Origin of the sequence: Halomonas sp. DQ26W (assembly GCF_003339685.1) — a bacterium.
Taxonomy (GTDB): Bacteria; Pseudomonadota; Gammaproteobacteria; order Pseudomonadales; family Halomonadaceae; genus Halomonas.
The window spans coordinates 96,394-114,157 of record NZ_QPKI01000010.1 but is presented as its reverse complement, the minus strand read 5'-3'; the positions used below and the strand labels follow the sequence as shown (position 1 = coordinate 114,157).

The following is a 17,764-nucleotide window of genomic DNA, read 5'->3' as shown; positions in this document are numbered from 1 at the left end:
CGTGGATTCCGGGGAAGACGCCGAAATCGGTCACGATGAAACGGAATGGGCGGTCACGATGGCCCGGAACAGGCGGTCACGATAGAACGGAACGGTCGGTCACGATGACCCGGAATACGCAACCTGCCACAACCTATGAACTGGCCAGTTCCCCTTGCGAACACGTCTTGAACAACGAAATCTGCCAGTTCCCCAATAGCCTCCAGGAACGCTTCCCCGATAAAGCACTGCTTCGGGAACTCGGTGCGCAAAGCTACATCGGCGTCCCCCTGCGAACACCGAATGGGGTATTGCTAGGCCTGATGGCACTGTTGTGCAATCGCCCGTTATCTCTTCCCGCCTATGGGCCGGAAGTGCTGCGCATCGCCGCCACCCAGGCTGGCGCCGAAATGGCCCGCCAGTTGGCGGAGGAGACCCGCCGCAGCAACGACCAGCACATCGAGCAACTGATCTATTGGGACAGCATAACGGGGCTGCCGAACCGTCGGCACTTCATGGAGCGGCTTCAGGAGGCTTGCGACCAGACCCAACTTCAGGGCAAGAGCCTGGGGCTTCTGTATCTCGACCTCCATCGCTTTCGGCACATCAACGATACCCAGGGTCATGAGCGAGGAGACCTGCTACTTGCTGATATCGCCGGCCGGTTCAGAGCCCAGGCCAAGCCCGGGGAGTTCGTCGCTCGCCTGGGAGGCGACGAGTTCATGGTGCTGTTGACCAATACTCGCCCGGTTGCCATGGCTTATGCGATCGAGCGTTACCGCAATAGCCTCTCGCCGCCGATCCAGATCGCCGATCGAAGCTTCTCGATTTCGGCCAGTGTCGGCGCGGCACTCTTCCCACGGGATGCCGATAACGCTCAATCACTGTTCCAGCACGCCAGCATCGCGCTCAATCATGCCAAGCGAGACGACAGCCGAACGCGCTTTTTCAATACCAACATGGCCGATGAACTGCACCAGAAAGAATTCCTGCAACTGCGCTTCATCGAGACACTGAACCAGGGTGGCCTGGCACTGCACTACCAGCCCCAGTTCTGCCTCAAGAGCGGCAAGTTGAGTGGTGCAGAAGCGCTCTGCCGCTGGCATGACGAGGTTCTCGGCCATGTCAGCCCCGGAACCTTCATTCCCCTGGCCGAGGAGCAGGGGCTGATCCGGCAACTGGGCGACTGGGTACTGGATGAAGCGTGCAACCAGTTGCATACCTGGGATGCTCAGGACAAGCCTTTTAATGGGCGGTTGTGCGTCAACGTCTCGGCTCAACAGATGGATGATCCGCGCCTGGCGGAACATGTACAGCGCCTCGCAACTCGGGTGGCACCGGGACGGCTCGGCCTCGAGCTTACCGAAAGCGGGCTGATGCGCAATCCTGAACAGACCGTGCGCATCACCCGCGCCCTGCATGATGCCGGCTTCGGCCTGGCGATCGACGACTTCGGCACCGGCTATTCTTCACTGACCTATCTCAAGCGCTTTGCCGCCGATACACTGAAGATCGACATGTCCTTCGTACAGGACATGCTCAAGAGCAGTCACGATCACGCCATCGTTGCCACCATCATCGCCATGGCAGAAACACTGGGGATGCACACCGTGGCTGAAGGCGTCGAGGAAGTGGAACAAGCCGAGGCACTGCGGGCGCTAGGCTGCACCGGTGTACAGGGTTTCTACTACGGCAGGCCAGTGGACGGAAAGACATTTGCCGACCTCTGGCTTTGAGCCATCCAGCCCCGTAACGACTAACTCCATAACTCACCAATCGTCACCTGGGATCGATAGTGGGTGGCAATCTGGGCCTGAAGCAGTTCGGCAGTGGCCAGGGCATCGAGTAGCGCATGATGCCCCTGATACGCCGGCAGACCATAGCGGGCCCGGCTATCGCTCAGCCGTATCGATACCGGTGGCCGGCGCATCCAGCGCCTGAAGCGCGCCCACAGCGAGAGCCGGTACCGCCGTGCCTCCAGGGACATGGTATCGATGACCGGAAATCGGAGCCCCTCTCTCAGATGTGATCTAGCCGCCTCATCCAGGAAGGGCCGCTCGATATGACGAAAGTGCACCACGGCGAGACGGCCAGCCATGACCTCGAGCAGTTCGGGTAACACCGTCGACAGATCTGGCGCCTCGGCGATTTCCGAATGAGTGATGCGATGGAAGGTGATCGATTCACTGGACAGGGGCCGGATTGGACGCACCACCCAATAGCGACGTTCAGCCCAGCGAATGCGACCGAGGGTGAAAGGCACCAGGCCGATGCTGACAATATCGTGACGACGCGCATCGAGCCCGGTGGTTTCCAGGTCAAGCGCCACCAACGATACCTCGCCGATGGGGGTGTCGGGGGCCGGGCAGCCGGCGGCAAAGTAGCTGACCAGTTCTGGCGGCGAGACTTCGCCAGCTCGCGCGGCAAGATACGCCGGCCAACTGGGCAGAGCACGCGTTGGAGACAGGTGATGTGAGAGCATAGCCTAGCGAGCCCGGCCGATGCGCACCGGCAACGGATAACGATACTTGAGAAATTTTTGTGCGTTACTCAGGACCTGAAAAGCGTCCTTCAGGTTATGGCGCTCGCTATCCTCGACGTTCTCCGGCTCGATGTTGTTGTCCGGGACTTGGTCATTCTGGATATCAATGACCTGGTGGCGTATTCGTGCCATGGCAATCAGTTCCAGCGCATAACGCAGCTTCTCGCCGGCTCCCGGTGCCAACAGCTGGGTATTGCCGATAGCGTCGAGTCGCTCGAAGCTGTTCTGCGCTTGAGAGCCGCAGGCCAGCGCATGCACTCGGACCAGGTCGACCATGGGTGCCGTACCGCGTCGCTTGAGGTTAATGGAATTGTTGTGCTTGCCATCCTTTTCCATCACGAAGGTCCGAAAAAAACCCAGCGGAGGTGTGCGGTTCAAGGCATTGCGAGCCAGGGCCGCCAGGAACAAGGGGCTCTTCGGCGCCTTCTGCGCCACCAGGTCCTGTAGCTGTTCGACATACGCCTCTTCGCCGTAGCTGCTGTCCAGGTCGAAGAAGATCGAACTGTGTAGCAGTCGCTCCGGGGTGGGATCGTCGATCCAGTCGCTGAAGTAGCGTTTCCACACCGAGAGGGGCTGGCGCCACTTGCCGTTGGTTGCCATCACTTCCCCCTTGCAATACGGGTAGCCGCAGGCATCGAGGCCATCGCTGACACGCTTTGCCAAGGCCAGGAAGTAGGCATCGTGGCGTTTGGCATCGAAATTGTCGGAGAGGACCAGGGCGTGGTCCTGGTCGGTGACGAGCGACTGCTCGTTGCGCGCCATGGAGCCGTTGACCATGAAGCAGTAGGGAACCGGTGGCGGACCCAGCTCCTCTTCGGCCAGCTCCAGCAAGCGACGGGTGAAGCTGCGGCCGATGGTCGACAGGGCACTACCCACCATCTGTGAGTTGGCGCCCTCTTCCACCATGCGAACGAAGGCAGCGCGCACATCGGGGGCCAGCTTGGCCAATCCCACGGCGCTGGACTGGTTGAAGATATTGCTAACCAGGTAGAGGCTGCTATGGGTTTCGTAGCGGATGATATCCGAGAGATGCACGATACCCACCGGGCGTCGGCGATGCAGAACCGGGAGATGATGGATGTTGTTGCGCAGCATGCACAACATGGCCTCATGCACCGATTCGTCAGACTGAATGGTGATCAGACCCTCCCCGAGCAGCTCACCGACCGGGGTGCCAGGCGAAAGCCCCTCGGCCACGACCCGGGTGCGAAAGTCACTGTCGGTCAAGATGCCACGGACCTTCCAGGGGCGGTCTTCGCTATCGGTGAAGGTGCAGCGTGGATTGTCATCCGGTGCATCCAGTACCAACGCGGCCGACGCCTGGGCGTCTCCTATCAGGCGCGCCGCCTCCTGAACTGTCGTGGTGGCCTCGATCATGACGGGATAGCGCGTCAGCAGCTTGCGCACCCGAGTGATCATCATGTCGTTGGCTTGCTTGTGCTGTTCCACCGCGGCCTCCATACGTGGCCGGCCCAGCTCCACGAAGTCGGCGAAATGCTCGTCGAACTCACAGAGCTGATGAAACAACGGCTCGGGGATAAAATAGACCAGGGTGTCTTCCAGCGCCCGCGCCGGGAAACGCACCCGATGATTCCGTAGCAGACTGAAGTGGCCGAATATGTCTCCTTCGCCCAGGCGATTGTAGAGATCGCCGTTGCGACGATAGACCTCCACGGCACCGCTGCGGATATAGCACAGCTCATGCAGCCCCTGATCGAGCACCAGGATATCGCTGCCCGCCTTGAAGTAAGCCACCTCTACCTGTCCGGCCAATGCGTCGAGCAGGTCGTCGGAGAGACCCTCGAAAGGAGAAAAGCGACTCATGTGCTGGCGAATTTCCAGCAGTTCCACTTCCATGCGTCACCCCGCTGTCAGCGCAAGATTGGTTGGCAGTCAGTGTGTAAGGCTCTCTCCAGGCTGTAAAGCACCAAGAGACGATTCACTCAACAGCAGAAAGGCCACCCAAGGGTGGCCTTTCGATGACATGCTGGCATTGCGCCGTCACATCAGGTTTGCTCGGCCATCTGCTGCACACGCTGCATCAGCTCGGGATCCTGCTGGATGGCGTGCCCGATAGCGTTGAAGGTATCTACGTCGAGACCGCTATCCTCAACAACCTCCACCATCATGTCGTTGGCTTCCATTCGCACTTCCTGCTGAGTCTGCTCATCCTCAGCGGCATGCAAACGCTCGGTATACTCCTGGGAAATCACCGCGATGTCCTGAGACGCATCGGCAAACTGCTGCAGTTGGTCGTCCGAAAAATCTTGCGCCGGAGCGATTGCCTGCGGCTGCTGCGGGTCGGCAGTCGGATCTTGCGTTGCATCCTGGGCGTGTGCCTGAACGGCCATGAGACCGACTGTGAGCAGGGCGGCCGAGAAGAGTGCAGTCATCCGTTGCATGAAATACCTCCAAACGTATTGCGTGGGTGTGTTGCTGTACGTGGAACTAAGACGAGGGTGAGGAGCTTGGGTTCAAAATTTTAATGTAACGGAATGCAACAAGCTCGTCATGAAAAACTTATCCTGCTAGCTTTTCCCGCGCCTCGAGACAAAGTATCGTCCCTACTCTTCTACTCAGATATGGATGCTGTCTGTCAATGAACGCACCTGCACCCTCACGGCTCGATACAGCACTGCTGGCCGGCATGCCGGTGCTGTTCGTCGCCCTCTGGAGCACCGGCTTCATCGGCGCCAAGTTCGGTTTGCCTCATGCCGAACCCTTCACCTTCCTTTTCGTGCGCTTCATGCTGACACTCATGCTGCTGGTGCCGATGGTCAAGCTGTTCAAGGGCGGCTGGCCACAAGGGGGCCGACTATGGGCGCACATCGGCGTTTCCGGGATGCTGGTGCACGGCGCCTACCTGGGCGGTGTCTTCTACGGTATCTACCTGGGAATGCCGGCAGGCCTGGCTGCTCTGCTAGTGGGTCTTCAACCATTGCTGACGGCCACACTGGCAAGCCCGCTGCTGGGCGAGAGAATCACTGCGATTCAGTGGCTGGGGCTATTGCTGGGCCTTGCCGGCATCGTCATGGTGCTGGGCAGCAAGCTCGACCCGGGGACGGCGCTGTTTCAAGGATTCGGCCTGGGCGCCCTGGCCTGCATCCTGGCCGCATTGGCGGGCATAACCCTGGGCACGCTCTACCAGAAGCGGTTCTGCACCGGCATGCCTTTGCTTTCCGGCACCGTGGTGCAATACCTGGCAGCAGGCTGCCTTCTGGGAATCGGCGCCCTGCTGTTCGAGGAGCGCAGCATCGACTGGAGCCCCACCTTCGTAATGACCATGGCTTGGCTGGTACTGGTGTTGTCGATCAGTGCAATCCTGCTGCTGATGGCACTGATTCGGCGTGGAGAGGCCTCACGTGTAGCGAGCCTGTTCTACCTGGTACCACCGGTCACGGCGCTGCAGGCCTGGTGGCTGTTCGATGAGCGGCTGCCATGGATCGGCCTGGTGGGCATGGTCGTCACCATTGTCGGCGTCGTGCTGGCCGTTCGCTATAAGCCGCAGGGACAGGCCTGATATAAACAGTGGCTCAATCGGCGGCCAGCCGTTCCAGGTAGCGCGAACCACCGAGGTTGCGCATCTGCTGGCGTATCCACTGGCTGCGCCGCTCCGTCTGTGGGCCCGGCCGCGCGGCATCCCAAGCTCGGGGATTGGGCAGTATGGCTGCCAGTCGACTCGCCTGTACCTCGTTCAGTTGACTGGCTGATACGCCGAAGTAGTGCTGCCCGGCCGCTTCAAGACCAAACACACCATTGTCCCACTCGACGATATTCAGGTAGACCTCGAGAATTCGCTCCTTTGGCCACAGCGTCTCGATCAGCAGGGTAAACCAGGCCTCGAACCCCTTGCGGAGCCAGCTACGCCCGGTCCAGAGGAACAGATTCTTGGCGGTCTGCTGGCTGATGGTGCTGGCACCGCGCAGGCGAGCACCAGAGCGGCTGGCTTCCCAGGCGCGGCGCATCTCAGAGACATCGAAGCCGCGATGATCGGGAAAGCGCTGGTCCTCGGCGGCTATCACCGCCAACTTGGCGTGGTCGGAGAGTTCCTCCCACGGGCGCCACTGATGCTGGATTGGCAACGACTCGCCGGAGAGCCAGGCCTCGATCTTGCGTTCCAGCATCACCATCGAGCCGTAAGCCGGCACGTAGCGCATCATCAGCACCAGCACCAGCGACAACACGACGAAGGCGACCCCGACCAGGGCAGCCCAGCGCAATACACGGAAGAGAACAGCGCGAATCATGTCACGCCTGACAGCAGTAGTTGATCAGCGTTTGAATAGATACTCAGCATGATAGCGCAGGTGTTCCTCAATGAAGCTGGCAATGAAGTAGTAGCTGTGATCATACCCAGGCTGACGGCGCAGCGTCAGTGGGTGGTCATGAGTACGGCATACCGCCTCGAGGCGTTCAGGCTTCAATTGCTCGACAAGAAAATCGTCTTCCTCACCCTGATCGATGAACAGGGGCTGGCTCGACGCCCCCTTGGCCACCAGTTCGCAGGCATCATACTGGGTCCAACTGCCAGGGTCTTCGCCCAGGTATTCGTGGAAGGCCTTGCGCCCCCAGGGGCACTGGCTGGGATTGACGACCGGTGCAAATGCCGAGACCGAGCGGTAGTGGCCGGGACGACGCAGCGCCATGATCAAAGCCCCGTGACCGCCCATGGAGTGTCCGCTGATGGCTTCGCGGCCATTGACCGGAAAGTGCTGCCGAACCACGGAGGGCAGCTCCTCGGTCACGTAGTCATACATCCGGTAATGCTTCTTCCAGGGCTCCCGGGAAGCATTGACGTAGAATCCTGCACCGGAGCCGAGATCGTAGCTATCATGCTCACCCGGCAGGTCGGTGCCTCGCGGGCTGGTGTCGGGGCAAATGATGGCAATGCCAAGTTCGGCGGCCACACGATGCGCGCCGGCTTTCTGCATGAAATTCTCGTCACTGCAGGTCAACCCTGACAGCCACCAGAGCAGCGGCACCCGCTCGGTCTCGGCCTGGGGCGGCAGGTAAATGGCGAATACCATCTCACAATCAAGCGCCCGCGAATGGTGCCGGTAACGCTTGTGCCAGCCACCGAAACTCTTGTTTGCCGATACCAGTTCAAGCTTTTCGGTCATGCTCATCGTTCGTTCTCCTCACGGTCGCCCCAACAGGCAACGACCGGAACGGCTAATGGGTGGCAGATCCTTATGCACAGCCCCTGTAACATAACATCCTCGCGCTTCGGCACGTATCACGCCCATCGTGCGGCTTCGGGCACGAATCAATAGCGAAGCACGGTACGAATGCTCTTCCCCGCATGCAGCAGCTCAAAAGCCTCGTTGATCTTCTCGAACGGCATGTCGTGGGTGATGAAGTCGTCGATATTGATCTCGCCGTTCATGTAGCGCTCGACGTAGCCCGGCAATTCGCTTCTGCCCTTCACGCCGCCGAACGCCGAGCCGCGCCATACTCGCCCAGTGACCAGCTGGAACGGCCGCGTGGATATCTCCTCGCCGGCCCCGGCCACGCCGATGATCACCGACTCGCCCCAGCCTTTGTGGCAGCACTCCAGCGCCGAGCGCATCACGTTGACGTTGCCGATGCACTCGAAGGAGTAGTCGACCCCGCCGTCGGTCAGGTCGACGATCACCTGCTGGATCGGGTCGCTGTGCTCCTTGGGATTGACGAAATCGGTGGCACCGAACTGGCGTGCCAGTTCGAACTTGTCCGGGTTGACGTCGATGGCGATGATGCGGCTGGCCTTGGCCATCTGTGCGCCCTGGATCACCGCCAGGCCGATGGCACCCAGGCCGAACACGGCGACAGTCGAGCCCGGCTCCACCTTGGCGGTATTGAGCACCGCGCCAATGCCGGTGGTCACGCCGCAGCCGAGCAGGCAGATCTTGTCCAGTGGCGCCTCCTTGGAGACCACCGCCAGCGACACCTCGGGCACCACGGTATACTCCGAGAAGGTGGAACAGCCCATGTAGTGATGCAGCATCTTGCCATCCAGCGAGAAGCGCGAGGTGCCATCGGGCATCAGGCCCTGGCCCTGGGTGGCGCGCACCGCCTGGCACAGGTTGGTCTTCCCGGAAAGGCAGAACTTGCACTTGCCACACTCGGCGGTATAGAGCGGAATGACATGATCACCGGGCTTGAGGCTGGTGACGCCGTCGCCCACTTCCTCGACGACCCCTGCTCCCTCATGGCCCAGCACCGAGGGGAAGAGTCCTTCCGGGTCGGCGCCTGAGAGTGTGAAAGCGTCGGTGTGGCAGACGCTGGTGGCCGCAATGCGCACCAGCACCTCGCCGGCCTTGGGCCCCTCGACGTCAATTTCAACCAGCTCCAGCGGCTTGCCGGCAGCCATGGCAATGGCAGCGCGTGATTTCATAGAGGTGACCTCATTCGATTATGTTTTTTCCATCGATTAGTCTAGGCAATGCGACGTCTTGGGATAAAGTGCATTAAACACACGACATTATCGCTCAACAACAACAATCCATGCGAGAGGTGACCCATGCAACGCCGGGACAGGATCGAAGCCTTCATCGACGTGGTTCACGCGGAAACCTTTGCCGCTACCGTCCGGCATCCCAAGGTTTCCAACTCCCATGTCAGTTGTCTCGTCAGCAGCTGAAGAACCAACTGGGCACCACCCTGTTCTATCCCACCACTCGCCAGATCCGCCTCACCGAAGAGCAGATGACCGCAGCACCATCCTAGAGAGGTAACGACCATGGATCGATCGTCCAAATTGCCAGGCGAGATCGGCAGCGCACTCCTGTACCGGCTTAAACGCCATCGGGCGCCCCGTGAGGCGCCCGATGGCATGGCAAGTCCCGTCCCGCTATGCTACCTGAAGTTCTTGCGATACATCTTGATGATCTCACCGACGATACCGCTGCGGAAACTGAGTACGCAAATCACGAAGATCAGGCCCAGGATGACGTTGACCCAGTTGCCCATTGGCGACTGCGCCAGCATATGCTGCAGACTGACAACCAGGCTGGCGCCGACCACTGGACCGAACAGGGTGCCCACACCGCCGAGCAGCGTCATCAGGATGACTTCACCCGACATATGCCAGTGGGCATCGGTCAGCGAAGCCAGCTGGAAGACGATGGTCTTGGTGGAGCCAGCCAGGCCTGCCAGGCCAGCGGAGATCACGAAGGCCAGAAGCTTGTAGGCATCGACGTTGTAGCCCAGCGATACCGCCCGTGGCTCGTTCTCACGAATCGCCTTGAGCACTTGGCCGAAGGGTGAGTGCACGGCGCGCTGCACGATGGCAAAGCCGATCAGGAAGATCGCGAAGACGAAATAGTACATCGCCAGGTTACTGCGCAGGCTGATGAAACCGAACAGGTCTCCCCGCGGCACACCGTGCAGGCCATCTTCACCGCCGGTAAACGGCGCCTGTATGTAGAAGAAGAACATGAGCTGCGCCAGCGCCAGTGTCACCATGGCGAAGTAGATGCCCTGCCGACGGATCGCCAGCGCGCCAAAGGCGACTCCCAGCAGCACCGCGGCACCGGTGCCGACGAGAATGCCCAGTTCCGGCGTCAGCCCCGGATAGCTCGACAGCAGGTAACCGGTAACGTAACCACCAGTAGCCAGGAAGGCGGCATGACCGAAGGAGAGGAGACCGGCATAGCCGAGCAGTAGGTTGAAGGCGCAGGCAAACAGCGCGAAGGTCAGCACCTTCATCAGGAAGACCGGATAGGCGACGAAGGGTGCCAGCAGCCCCACCACGATCAGCGCCAGATAAAAGGCATTGCGTCTCATGTTTGCTCGACGCTGGCGCTCCATGACAGGGGTCAAGGTTTGAGTCGTGGCCATGATGTCATGCCTCCTTGCCGAAGAGTCCGGCGGGTCTAAGCATCAACACCAGGATCATGACCAGGAAGATCACGGTGTTGGCTGCCTCGGGATAGTACACCTTGGTCAGGCCCTCGATCAGGCCCATGCCCAGGCCGGTCAGGATGGCCCCCAGAATCGAGCCCATGCCCCCGATGACCACCACGGCGAACACCACGATCAACAGATTGGAGCCCATGGTCGGAGAGACCGGATAGAGCGGTGCCGCCAGCACGCCGGCAAAGGCGGCCAGCGCCACGCCGAAACCATAGGTGAGCGTGATCAACAGCGGCACGTTGACGCCGAATGACTGCATCAGCGCGGGGTTCTCGGTTCCGGCCCGCAGGTAGGCACCGAGCCGTGTACGCTCGATGATGAACCAGGTACCGAGGCAGACGACCAGCGCCGCCAGCAGTACCCAGGCCCGATAGACGGGCAGGAACATGAAGCCCGTCTGGAAGCCGCCCTGCAGGGCTTCCGGTGTCGGATATCGCGCGCCCGACACCCCGAAGAAATTGACCAGCGTGCCTTCGAAAATCAGTGCCAGACCGAAGGTCAGCAGCAAGCCATAGAGATGGTCCAGATGGCCGATACGCCGCAGCATAAGCCGCTCGAGCACCATACCGAACAGGCCAACGACCAGTGGCGCCAACAGCAGAGCCGCCCAGTAGTTGATACCCAGGTAGCGCATCCCCAGCAGGGTGGCGAAGGCACCCAGCATATACATCGCCCCGTGGGCGAAATTGACGATCTTCAGCAGGCCGAAGATCACCGCCAGGCCCAGACTCAGCAAGGCGTAAAAGGCACCGTTGATCAGGCCCAGCAGCAGCTGGCCCATGAACACCGCCAACGGCACCCCAAATATCATCGTCATGTTAGGTTCTCCTCGCCGTCAGAGGGGCGACGGCCAATGGCCGCCGCCGTGTCTTGCACCGCTCAGTTCTGGACCAGCTTGCACTGGCTTTCGGAAAGCGGACGGTAGGCTTCTTCGGCAGGAATGGTGGCAAGGATCTCATAGAGGTCCCACTCGCCAGTCGAGTCCGCCGGCGACTTCACCTCGGCCAGGTACATGTCGTGGATCATGCGTCCATCTTCACGCAGGCGTCCATTGCGGGCGAAGAAGTCGTTGATCGGCTGCTCCATCATGTACTCGCGCACGGTGGTTGCATCATCGCTGCCGGTTGCCTCGACGGCCTTCAGGTAGTGCATGGTGCTGGAATAGACGCCCGCCTGGACCATGGTCGGCATACGGTTCATGCGCTCGTAGTAGCGCTCGGACCATTCGCGCGCCTCGTCATCCATGTTCCAGTACCAACCGGTGGTCAGCAGCAGACCCTGTGTGGTCTCGAGGCCCATGGCATGGACGTCATTCAAGAAGACCAGCAGGCCGGCGAGTTGTTGGCCCGCTTCCACCACACCGAACTGGGCTGCGGTGCTGATGGCGTTGACGGTGTCCGCCCCGGCGTTGGCCAGACCGATGATCTTGGCACCGGAGCCCTGGGCCTGAAGGATATAGGAGGAAAAGTCATCGGTCGGGAACGGGTGGCGCACGCCGCCGACCACTTCACCGCCGCTCTCTTCCACGACCCGGGTCACATCACCTTCCAGGGCATGACCGAACGCGTAGTCGGCAGTCAGCATGAACCAGCTGTCGCCGCCCTGGTCGACGATGGCCTTGGCAGTGCCGTTGGCCAGCGGATAGGTGTCATAGACCCAGTGAATATGATTGGGCGTGCAGTGCTCGTTGGTGATGCTTGAGGCAGCGGAGCCCGAGATGATTCCAAGCTTGTCATTGGCCTCGAGCACATTGGTGACCGCGATGGTCACGGAAGACGCCACCATGCCGGCGACCATATCGACGTTGCGGGTATCGACCCACTCACGCACGGTATTGGCACCGACATCGGCGCTGTTGCGGTCGTCGGCACTGAAGACTTCGATCGGCGCCCCGTTGACGCTGCCACCGAAATCCTCGACGGCCATGCGCAGCGCCTCCAGACCACCCGGTCCGGCCAGGTCACGGTAGGTGCCGGACATATCGGCCAGGTAGCCGATTCGCACTTCCCCGTCGCTGATTTCTGCCTGGGCGCTAGTTGCTGCCAGTGCGGCGGCGGCGGCAATGGCGATACTGCTGGCAAGAGTCTTCTTGATGAAGGTCATTTACGTCTCCGTAGTCCCATCGGGACTGCTTGTTGTTGTGACTTGTTGTGGCGAACGCTGCTGGTAGCTGCGTCGCTGCTCCGGTTCTTGACGACAGTTATCGTTGTGTTAAGCCGATGGTTGAGCGCGGTGGCTCAGACCCCCAGCAAAGTATGGAGATGATCACGCTTCGAAGGCAGCTCGGCCGCCGAGATCTCCTCGATGATTCGCCCGTGCTCCATCACGTAATGGCGGTCGGCAAGTGGTGCGGCAAAGCGGAAGTTTTGCTCCACCAACACGATGGTCATGCCCCTATCCCTGAGCTTGACCAGCACCTCACCCAGCGTCTGCACGATGACCGGCGCCAGGCCTTCGGTGATTTCATCGAGCAGCAGCATGCGAGCACCGGTGCGCAGGATGCGCGCCATGGCCAGCATCTGCTGCTCACCGCCGGAAAGGCGGGTTCCCTGGCTGCGGCGACGCTCGTAGAGATTGGGAAACATCTCGTAGATTTCGTCGAGACTCATGCCGCCGGAGCGTACCGTGGGCGGCAACAGCAGGTTCTCCTCGACATCAAGGCTGGCGAAGATGCCGCGCTCTTCCGGACAGTAGCCCACACCCAGCCGCGGGATACGGTGTGGCTTCATGTCGAGGGTCTCGGTACCGTTAATCATGATCGAGCCGGTACGCCGGCCAACCATGTTCATGATCGCCTTGAGCGTAGTGCTTCGCCCGGCACCGTTTCGACCGAGAAGGGTGACCAGTTCACCGCGTTTCACGTCGAAATCGACACCGTGAAGGATATGCGACTCGCCGTAGAAGGCGTGCAGGTCACTGACCCGCAGCATTTCGGCACCGTCATGGTCCCGGTACTGTGCCTTGCTGGGCTGCTCGGCTAGTTGGTTCATGCGCTGGCCTCCTCTTCCTCTACCTCGGTGCCCATATAGGCTTCCTTGACCAGCGGGTTTGCCGAAACCGCCTTGTAGTCACCTTCGGCCAACACCGCGCCGCGGGCCAACACGGTGATCCGATCGCAAAGCCGGCTCACCACGCTGAGGTTGTGCTCCACCATCAAGATGGTACGGCCCTTGGCCACCTGGCGAATCAGTTCGACGATGCGGTCGACATCCTCTGCCCCCATGCCCTGGGTGGGTTCGTCAAGAAGCATGAGTGTTGGTTCCAGGGCCATCGTGGTGGCAACCTCCAATGCCCGCTTGCGCCCATAGGGCATCTCCACGGTAAGGACATCGGCGTATTCGGCCAGCCCCACCTGTTCCAGCAGATCCATGGCACGGTCATTGAGATGGTCGAGTGTACGTTCGGACTTCCAGAAGTGAAAAGAGGTACCGATAGGCCGCTGCAGGGCCACACGGACGTTTTCCAGCGCTGTCATGTGGGCGAACACGGCTGATATCTGAAAGGAGCGCACGAGGCCCAACCGGGCGATCTCGTTGGCCTTCATCTTCGTGATCGACTTGTCGCGATAGAGAATCTCACCGCGGGTCGGCGGCAGGAATTTGGTGAGGAGGTTGAAGACGGTCGTCTTGCCGGCGCCGTTGGGCCCGATCAAGGCGTGGATATGTCCTTCCCGGACCTGCAGGTTGACATCGTCCACGGCGGTGAAGCCGCGAAACTGCTTGGTCAACCCTCGAGTCTCCAGTATGAACTCCTGGGTCATGTGACGTCCTCTTTGGATCGCCGCTGGCGATTCGCGCTGATTTGTTGTCTTTGTCGTGAAAGCAGTGGCTGCGATGAACCAGCCGGGGCTTTCTAACCTTTACGTTAACGTAAGCTAGAGGAGAGACACCCGCAGGGCAACTCCTGAAGCGTCGAACTCGACCAATGGCGTAGAAGGCCGCGACTTCAATAGCTTGCAAACAAAAACGCGATGCCGCAGAGGGCATCGCGTGGAATCAGCATAGTCGGTTGATACGCAAGCGTCTTTATCGTTCAGCATTCGATGGCGTTCACCGCCAGTCCGCCGCGGGATGTCTCCTTGTACTTTTCCTGCATATCACGACCGGTATCGCGCATGGTGCGAATCACCTTATCCAGCGAGATGAAGTGCTCACCATCCCCCCGCAGCGCCATCTGAGCGGCATTGATCGCCTTGACCGAGGCGATGGCGTTGCGCTCGATGCAGGGAACCTGGACCAACCCACCCACCGGATCGCAGGTCAGGCCAAGATTGTGTTCCAGGCCGATCTCTGCCGCATTCTCGACCTGTGCCACGCTGCCCCCCATGACCTCGGCAAGACCGGCAGCCGCCATGGCACAGGCCGAACCCACCTCGCCCTGGCAGCCGACTTCGGCGCCGGAGATGGAGGCGTTCTTCTTGCACAGCATGCCCACGGCACCCGCGGCGAGCAGGAAGTCGACCACGTCTTTCTCGCTGGCTCCGGCCTTGAACTTCATATAGTAGTGCAGCACTGCAGGGATGATACCCGCCGCACCGTTGGTAGGTGCGGTGACCATGCGCCCCCCGGCGGCATTTTCCTCGTTGACCGCCAGGGCGAAGACATTGACCCAGTCCATTGCCGAAAATGTCGAGGCGATCACGCAGGCATCATCTTCCGCTGCCAACAGGTGGCGATGCAGGGCCGCTGCACGACGACGTACGTTGAGCCCGCCGGGCAACACCCCCTCATTGTTCAGGCCAGTCTCGACACAGACCTGCATCGCCTCCCACACTTTCCACAGCTCGGCGCGCACTTCCGCTTCGCTACGCCAGGCCTTCTCGTTCTCCATCATCAGCTCACTGATGCGCAGGTCGTGCATACGGCACAGCGCCATGAGTTCGGCAGCGGAGTTGAAGTCGTAGGGCAGCGCCGTGCTATCGGCGTCGAGTTCACCACGGGCGGCCTGTGTTTCGTCGACCACGAAGCCGCCACCCACTGAATAATAGGTGTTGCGCCACAACTCATCGCTATGGCCATGAGCGACCAGAGTCATGGCGTTGGGGTGATAGCGCAGGCACTCCTCGTACCACTGCATGTCGCGGGTCCAGAGAAAGGGAATCGACAAACGGCCATCGAGTTGGAGTGTACTGGACTCGAAGAGCTCCTCGAGACAGGGGCCGACAATAGACGGGTCGATGCGGTCGGGGCGCTCGCCCATCAGGCCCATGATCACTGCCCTGTCGGTACCATGGCCCTTGCCGGTGGCGCAAAGCGAGCCGAACAACCGCACCTCGATGCGCGCAACTCGCTCCAGCATGTCCTGTTCGCGCAGCGCCTGAACGAAGTCGCAGGCGGCGCGCATCGGACCAACGGTGTGTGAGCTGGAGGGGCCGATGCCGATCTTGAACAGATCGAAGACGCTGAGTGCCATGTAATCACCTTGTCTGGTCGGCGGCTGCCGATCGTATCCGTTCCGAAAGGGCCATAATGGATGAGTCTAACTAAACGCTATTGCCATCCAAGCCCGTTGGATTCTATGGTGGTGCTATGAACGCCCTCGGGCAAACGAGAATATCTCCCTACTGAGTATAGATTGACTAAACCATGAGCCGCCTACTTCACGCTCAGACCCATGCCTGGCTCAAGGTCTTCGCCATCAGTGCACGCCACCTCTCCTTCACTCGCGCCGCCGATGAGCTGCACGTGACCACCGGGGCCGTAAGCCAGCAGATCAAGCAGTTGGAAGAGCGCCTGGGCTTCAAGCTATTCCGTCGCCTGCCGCGTCGCCTGGAGCTAACCGAGGAGGGACGCCGACTGGCCGATGTGGTGGAAGAGGCCTACCAGTCGGTCGGCCTCGAAGTTAAGCGCCTGCGTAGCGGCGTGATGAGCGGCATCATCCGGGTGCGCAGCGTACCTGCCTTCCTCAGCAAGTGGCTGATGCCACGCCTGCCGCGACTGCAGGCGCGCCTTCCCGACATCGAGCTGCAGATCATCGCCGAGGACAGCAGCCTGTCGCTGCGCGAGGGCGACTTCGACCTGGCCATTGACCTCAATGACGGCCACTACCCCGGCCTGGCCATCACGCCGCTGATGGAGGAGGTGATCTTTCCTGTCTGCGCGCCGGCCCTGTTGCGCCACCGGCCATCCCTGTCGCGCCCTGAGGAGCTGGCCTGGTACCCGCTGCTGCACGACGTCACCGCCTGGCGTGGTGGGCACCCCTACGCCGAATGGGAGCACTACCTTGAAGCGGTGGAAGCGCCACCGCTTAATGCCCGTCGCGGCTATACCTTCAATCGACATCGCTTGACCATGGAGGCGGCAGTTGCCGGCATGGGTGTCGCCATCGCCCGCCAGGCGCTGCTCACCAATGAGCTCAGCACGGGCGCACTAATTGCGCCCCTCCCCCATCGGATTCCTACCGGCAAGCGCTACGGCATCGTGCACACCAGCGGCGCACTGGACGACCGCCGTGTGGCCGCAGTCCACGACTGGATCGTCGAGGAGGCAAACCGGACAACCCCTGATGCCGGTAACAGCGTAGGCAACATGAATTGATGACGATACAATGACGCGCGGCTTTGCCTACTCACTGTCCCGGATGCTTTCGATGTCCCAAGACACACCTCCCGGCCAACCCTGGCCGATCGGCTTTCGCGCCACCTGTGTCCGCGCGGCACTGTATATCTTGCTCATCGCTGCCCTGGCCCAGGGAGCCTACTACGAGGCCCTCTACTTTCCGGAGGTACGCTTCTCGGAGCATGGCTTCACCGAGCTGGCCCAGAGTGCGCTGCTGGCTATCGCTTCGGCGCTGCTGCTCTACACGCGCCAAGTGCTGAGGGTAATGCCCAATGTGACACTGCTGATCTTTGCCTTCGTGTTCAGTTCACTGATTCGCGAGCAGGATTACTGGCTGGACCTGTGGGTGGCCGATCACACCTGGCAGGTACTGGTTACACTGGTCATCGTCCCCATCCTCTACTGGGTCATTCGCCGTCGTCACCGTTTCGTCGAGGAGTTCGCCGGCTATGCCAACAGCCTCTCCTTCGGCCTCTTCGCCGCCGGCGTACTGACCACCTACGTCTTTTCTCGGCTCTACGGACGCGGTGCGTTCTGGAAGGCTATCCTGGAGGAGAACTACGTACGCACCTTCAAGGATGCCGCCGAGGAGGTGGTGGAACTGCTGGGCTACGCACTGATCCTGATCGCCGTGATCGAGCTTATGCTGCTGGCGCGGCGCTGGCACAACGCACAAAGCGGCTGAATACCCTTGCATGCCCGCGCAAGGTGCGGGGCACATCCCAACGACAACGCCCGCTGCCAAGGCAGCGGGCGTTGTCGTTGCACACTCATTGCAAACCGATCATTG

At 60.8% G+C, this 17,764-nt stretch carries 16 protein-coding genes; 4 read left to right on the top strand and 12 right to left on the bottom strand.

What is annotated here, in order from left to right; genetic code table 11:
- Window positions 1-35: 35 nt before the first annotated feature.
- A complete protein-coding gene (locus tag DU490_RS07575) occupies window positions 36-1,715 on the top strand; it encodes a sensor domain-containing phosphodiesterase (protein ID WP_114573707.1) in 1,680 nt (559 codons plus the stop codon).
- A gap of 20 nt (window positions 1,716-1,735) precedes the next feature.
- On the opposite strand, the gene DU490_RS07570 is transcribed toward DU490_RS07575, so the two are convergent.
- The 3 genes from DU490_RS07570 to DU490_RS07560 all read right to left on the bottom strand — a co-directional run bounded on the left by DU490_RS07570 (window position 1,736) and on the right by DU490_RS07560 (window position 4,923).
- Entirely contained in the window at window positions 1,736-2,461 is a 726-nt protein-coding gene (locus DU490_RS07570) for a 3'-5' exonuclease (protein WP_114573706.1), read from the bottom strand.
- 3 nt (window positions 2,462-2,464) lie between these two features.
- Window positions 2,465-4,378: a DUF294 nucleotidyltransferase-like domain-containing protein gene (locus tag DU490_RS07565; protein ID WP_114573705.1), complete on the bottom strand. Its 1,914-nt coding sequence runs from the start codon at window positions 4,376-4,378 to the stop codon at window positions 2,465-2,467.
- 149 nt (window positions 4,379-4,527) lie between these two features.
- Window positions 4,528-4,923, bottom strand: a complete 396-nt coding sequence (locus DU490_RS07560) for a DUF4168 domain-containing protein (RefSeq protein WP_114573704.1) — start codon at window positions 4,921-4,923, stop codon at window positions 4,528-4,530.
- A 197-nt stretch (window positions 4,924-5,120) separates the two neighbouring features.
- Between DU490_RS07560 and DU490_RS07555 the strand changes: the two genes are divergently transcribed.
- A complete protein-coding gene (locus DU490_RS07555) occupies window positions 5,121-6,041 on the top strand; it encodes a DMT family transporter (protein ID WP_114573703.1) in 921 nt (306 codons plus the stop codon).
- A 13-nt stretch (window positions 6,042-6,054) separates the two neighbouring features.
- Here DU490_RS07555 and mtgA read toward each other — a convergent pair whose 3' ends face one another.
- The 9 genes from mtgA to DU490_RS07510 all read right to left on the bottom strand — a co-directional run bounded on the left by mtgA (window position 6,055) and on the right by DU490_RS07510 (window position 15,829).
- Window positions 6,055-6,768 (bottom strand): monofunctional biosynthetic peptidoglycan transglycosylase, encoded by a 714-nt coding sequence (mtgA, locus tag DU490_RS07550; RefSeq protein ID WP_114573702.1) that lies wholly within the window; start codon window positions 6,766-6,768, stop codon window positions 6,055-6,057.
- 24 nt (window positions 6,769-6,792) lie between these two features.
- Window positions 6,793-7,647 (bottom strand): S-formylglutathione hydrolase, encoded by an 855-nt coding sequence (gene fghA, locus DU490_RS07545; RefSeq protein ID WP_114573701.1) that lies wholly within the window; start codon window positions 7,645-7,647, stop codon window positions 6,793-6,795.
- A gap of 140 nt (window positions 7,648-7,787) precedes the next feature.
- Entirely contained in the window at window positions 7,788-8,897 is a 1,110-nt protein-coding gene (locus tag DU490_RS07540; RefSeq protein ID WP_114573700.1) for an S-(hydroxymethyl)glutathione dehydrogenase/class III alcohol dehydrogenase, read from the bottom strand.
- 461 nt (window positions 8,898-9,358) lie between these two features.
- Window positions 9,359-10,342, bottom strand: coding sequence for a branched-chain amino acid ABC transporter permease (locus DU490_RS07535; protein WP_114573699.1), 984 nt, complete (start codon window positions 10,340-10,342; stop codon window positions 9,359-9,361).
- 4 nt (window positions 10,343-10,346) lie between these two features.
- Window positions 10,347-11,234, bottom strand: coding sequence for a branched-chain amino acid ABC transporter permease (locus DU490_RS07530; RefSeq protein ID WP_114573698.1), 888 nt, complete (start codon window positions 11,232-11,234; stop codon window positions 10,347-10,349).
- 62 nt (window positions 11,235-11,296) lie between these two features.
- Window positions 11,297-12,520: an ABC transporter substrate-binding protein gene (locus DU490_RS07525; protein WP_114573697.1), complete on the bottom strand. Its 1,224-nt coding sequence runs from the start codon at window positions 12,518-12,520 to the stop codon at window positions 11,297-11,299.
- 134 nt (window positions 12,521-12,654) lie between these two features.
- Window positions 12,655-13,407, bottom strand: a complete 753-nt coding sequence (locus DU490_RS07520; protein WP_220270467.1) for an ABC transporter ATP-binding protein — start codon at window positions 13,405-13,407, stop codon at window positions 12,655-12,657.
- Entirely contained in the window at window positions 13,404-14,177 is a 774-nt protein-coding gene (locus tag DU490_RS07515; RefSeq protein WP_043517073.1) for an ABC transporter ATP-binding protein, read from the bottom strand. The genes DU490_RS07520 and DU490_RS07515 overlap by 4 nt, the downstream gene beginning before the upstream one ends.
- A gap of 272 nt (window positions 14,178-14,449) precedes the next feature.
- Complete coding sequence (locus DU490_RS07510; protein WP_114573696.1) at window positions 14,450-15,829, bottom strand: L-serine ammonia-lyase; 1,380 nt, start codon at window positions 15,827-15,829, stop codon at window positions 14,450-14,452.
- A gap of 173 nt (window positions 15,830-16,002) precedes the next feature.
- Here DU490_RS07510 and DU490_RS07505 point away from each other — a divergent pair, with 173 nt between their 5' ends.
- A complete protein-coding gene (locus DU490_RS07505) occupies window positions 16,003-16,953 on the top strand; it encodes a LysR substrate-binding domain-containing protein (protein ID WP_114573695.1) in 951 nt (316 codons plus the stop codon).
- Window positions 16,954-17,005: 52 nt separating this feature from the next.
- Window positions 17,006-17,659: a hypothetical protein gene (locus tag DU490_RS07500; RefSeq protein WP_114573716.1), complete on the top strand. Its 654-nt coding sequence runs from the start codon at window positions 17,006-17,008 to the stop codon at window positions 17,657-17,659.
- Window positions 17,660-17,764 lie beyond the last annotated feature (105 nt).

Excerpts from the sequence above, each read along its gene's own strand:
- DU490_RS07575 (WP_114573707.1), top strand. The coding sequence starts at position 36 with ATGAAACGGAATGGGCGGTCACGATGGCCCGGAACAGGCGGTCACGAT.
- DU490_RS07570 (WP_114573706.1), bottom strand. The coding sequence starts at position 2,461 with ATGCTCTCACATCACCTGTCTCCAACGCGTGCTCTGCCCAGTTGGCCG.
- DU490_RS07565 (WP_114573705.1), bottom strand. The coding sequence starts at position 4,378 with ATGGAAGTGGAACTGCTGGAAATTCGCCAGCACATGAGTCGCTTTTCT.
- DU490_RS07560 (WP_114573704.1), bottom strand. The coding sequence starts at position 4,923 with ATGCAACGGATGACTGCACTCTTCTCGGCCGCCCTGCTCACAGTCGGT.
- DU490_RS07555 (WP_114573703.1), top strand. The coding sequence starts at position 5,121 with ATGAACGCACCTGCACCCTCACGGCTCGATACAGCACTGCTGGCCGGC.
- mtgA (WP_114573702.1), bottom strand. The coding sequence starts at position 6,768 with ATGATTCGCGCTGTTCTCTTCCGTGTATTGCGCTGGGCTGCCCTGGTC.
- fghA (WP_114573701.1), bottom strand. The coding sequence starts at position 7,647 with ATGAGCATGACCGAAAAGCTTGAACTGGTATCGGCAAACAAGAGTTTC.
- DU490_RS07540 (WP_114573700.1), bottom strand. The coding sequence starts at position 8,897 with ATGAAATCACGCGCTGCCATTGCCATGGCTGCCGGCAAGCCGCTGGAG.
- DU490_RS07535 (WP_114573699.1), bottom strand. The coding sequence starts at position 10,342 with ATGGCCACGACTCAAACCTTGACCCCTGTCATGGAGCGCCAGCGTCGA.
- DU490_RS07530 (WP_114573698.1), bottom strand. The coding sequence starts at position 11,234 with ATGACGATGATATTTGGGGTGCCGTTGGCGGTGTTCATGGGCCAGCTG.
- DU490_RS07525 (WP_114573697.1), bottom strand. The coding sequence starts at position 12,520 with ATGACCTTCATCAAGAAGACTCTTGCCAGCAGTATCGCCATTGCCGCC.
- DU490_RS07520 (WP_220270467.1), bottom strand. The coding sequence starts at position 13,407 with ATGAACCAACTAGCCGAGCAGCCCAGCAAGGCACAGTACCGGGACCAT.
- DU490_RS07515 (WP_043517073.1), bottom strand. The coding sequence starts at position 14,177 with ATGACCCAGGAGTTCATACTGGAGACTCGAGGGTTGACCAAGCAGTTT.
- DU490_RS07510 (WP_114573696.1), bottom strand. The coding sequence starts at position 15,829 with ATGGCACTCAGCGTCTTCGATCTGTTCAAGATCGGCATCGGCCCCTCC.
- DU490_RS07505 (WP_114573695.1), top strand. The coding sequence starts at position 16,003 with ATGAGCCGCCTACTTCACGCTCAGACCCATGCCTGGCTCAAGGTCTTC.
- DU490_RS07500 (WP_114573716.1), top strand. The coding sequence starts at position 17,006 with ATGTCCCAAGACACACCTCCCGGCCAACCCTGGCCGATCGGCTTTCGC.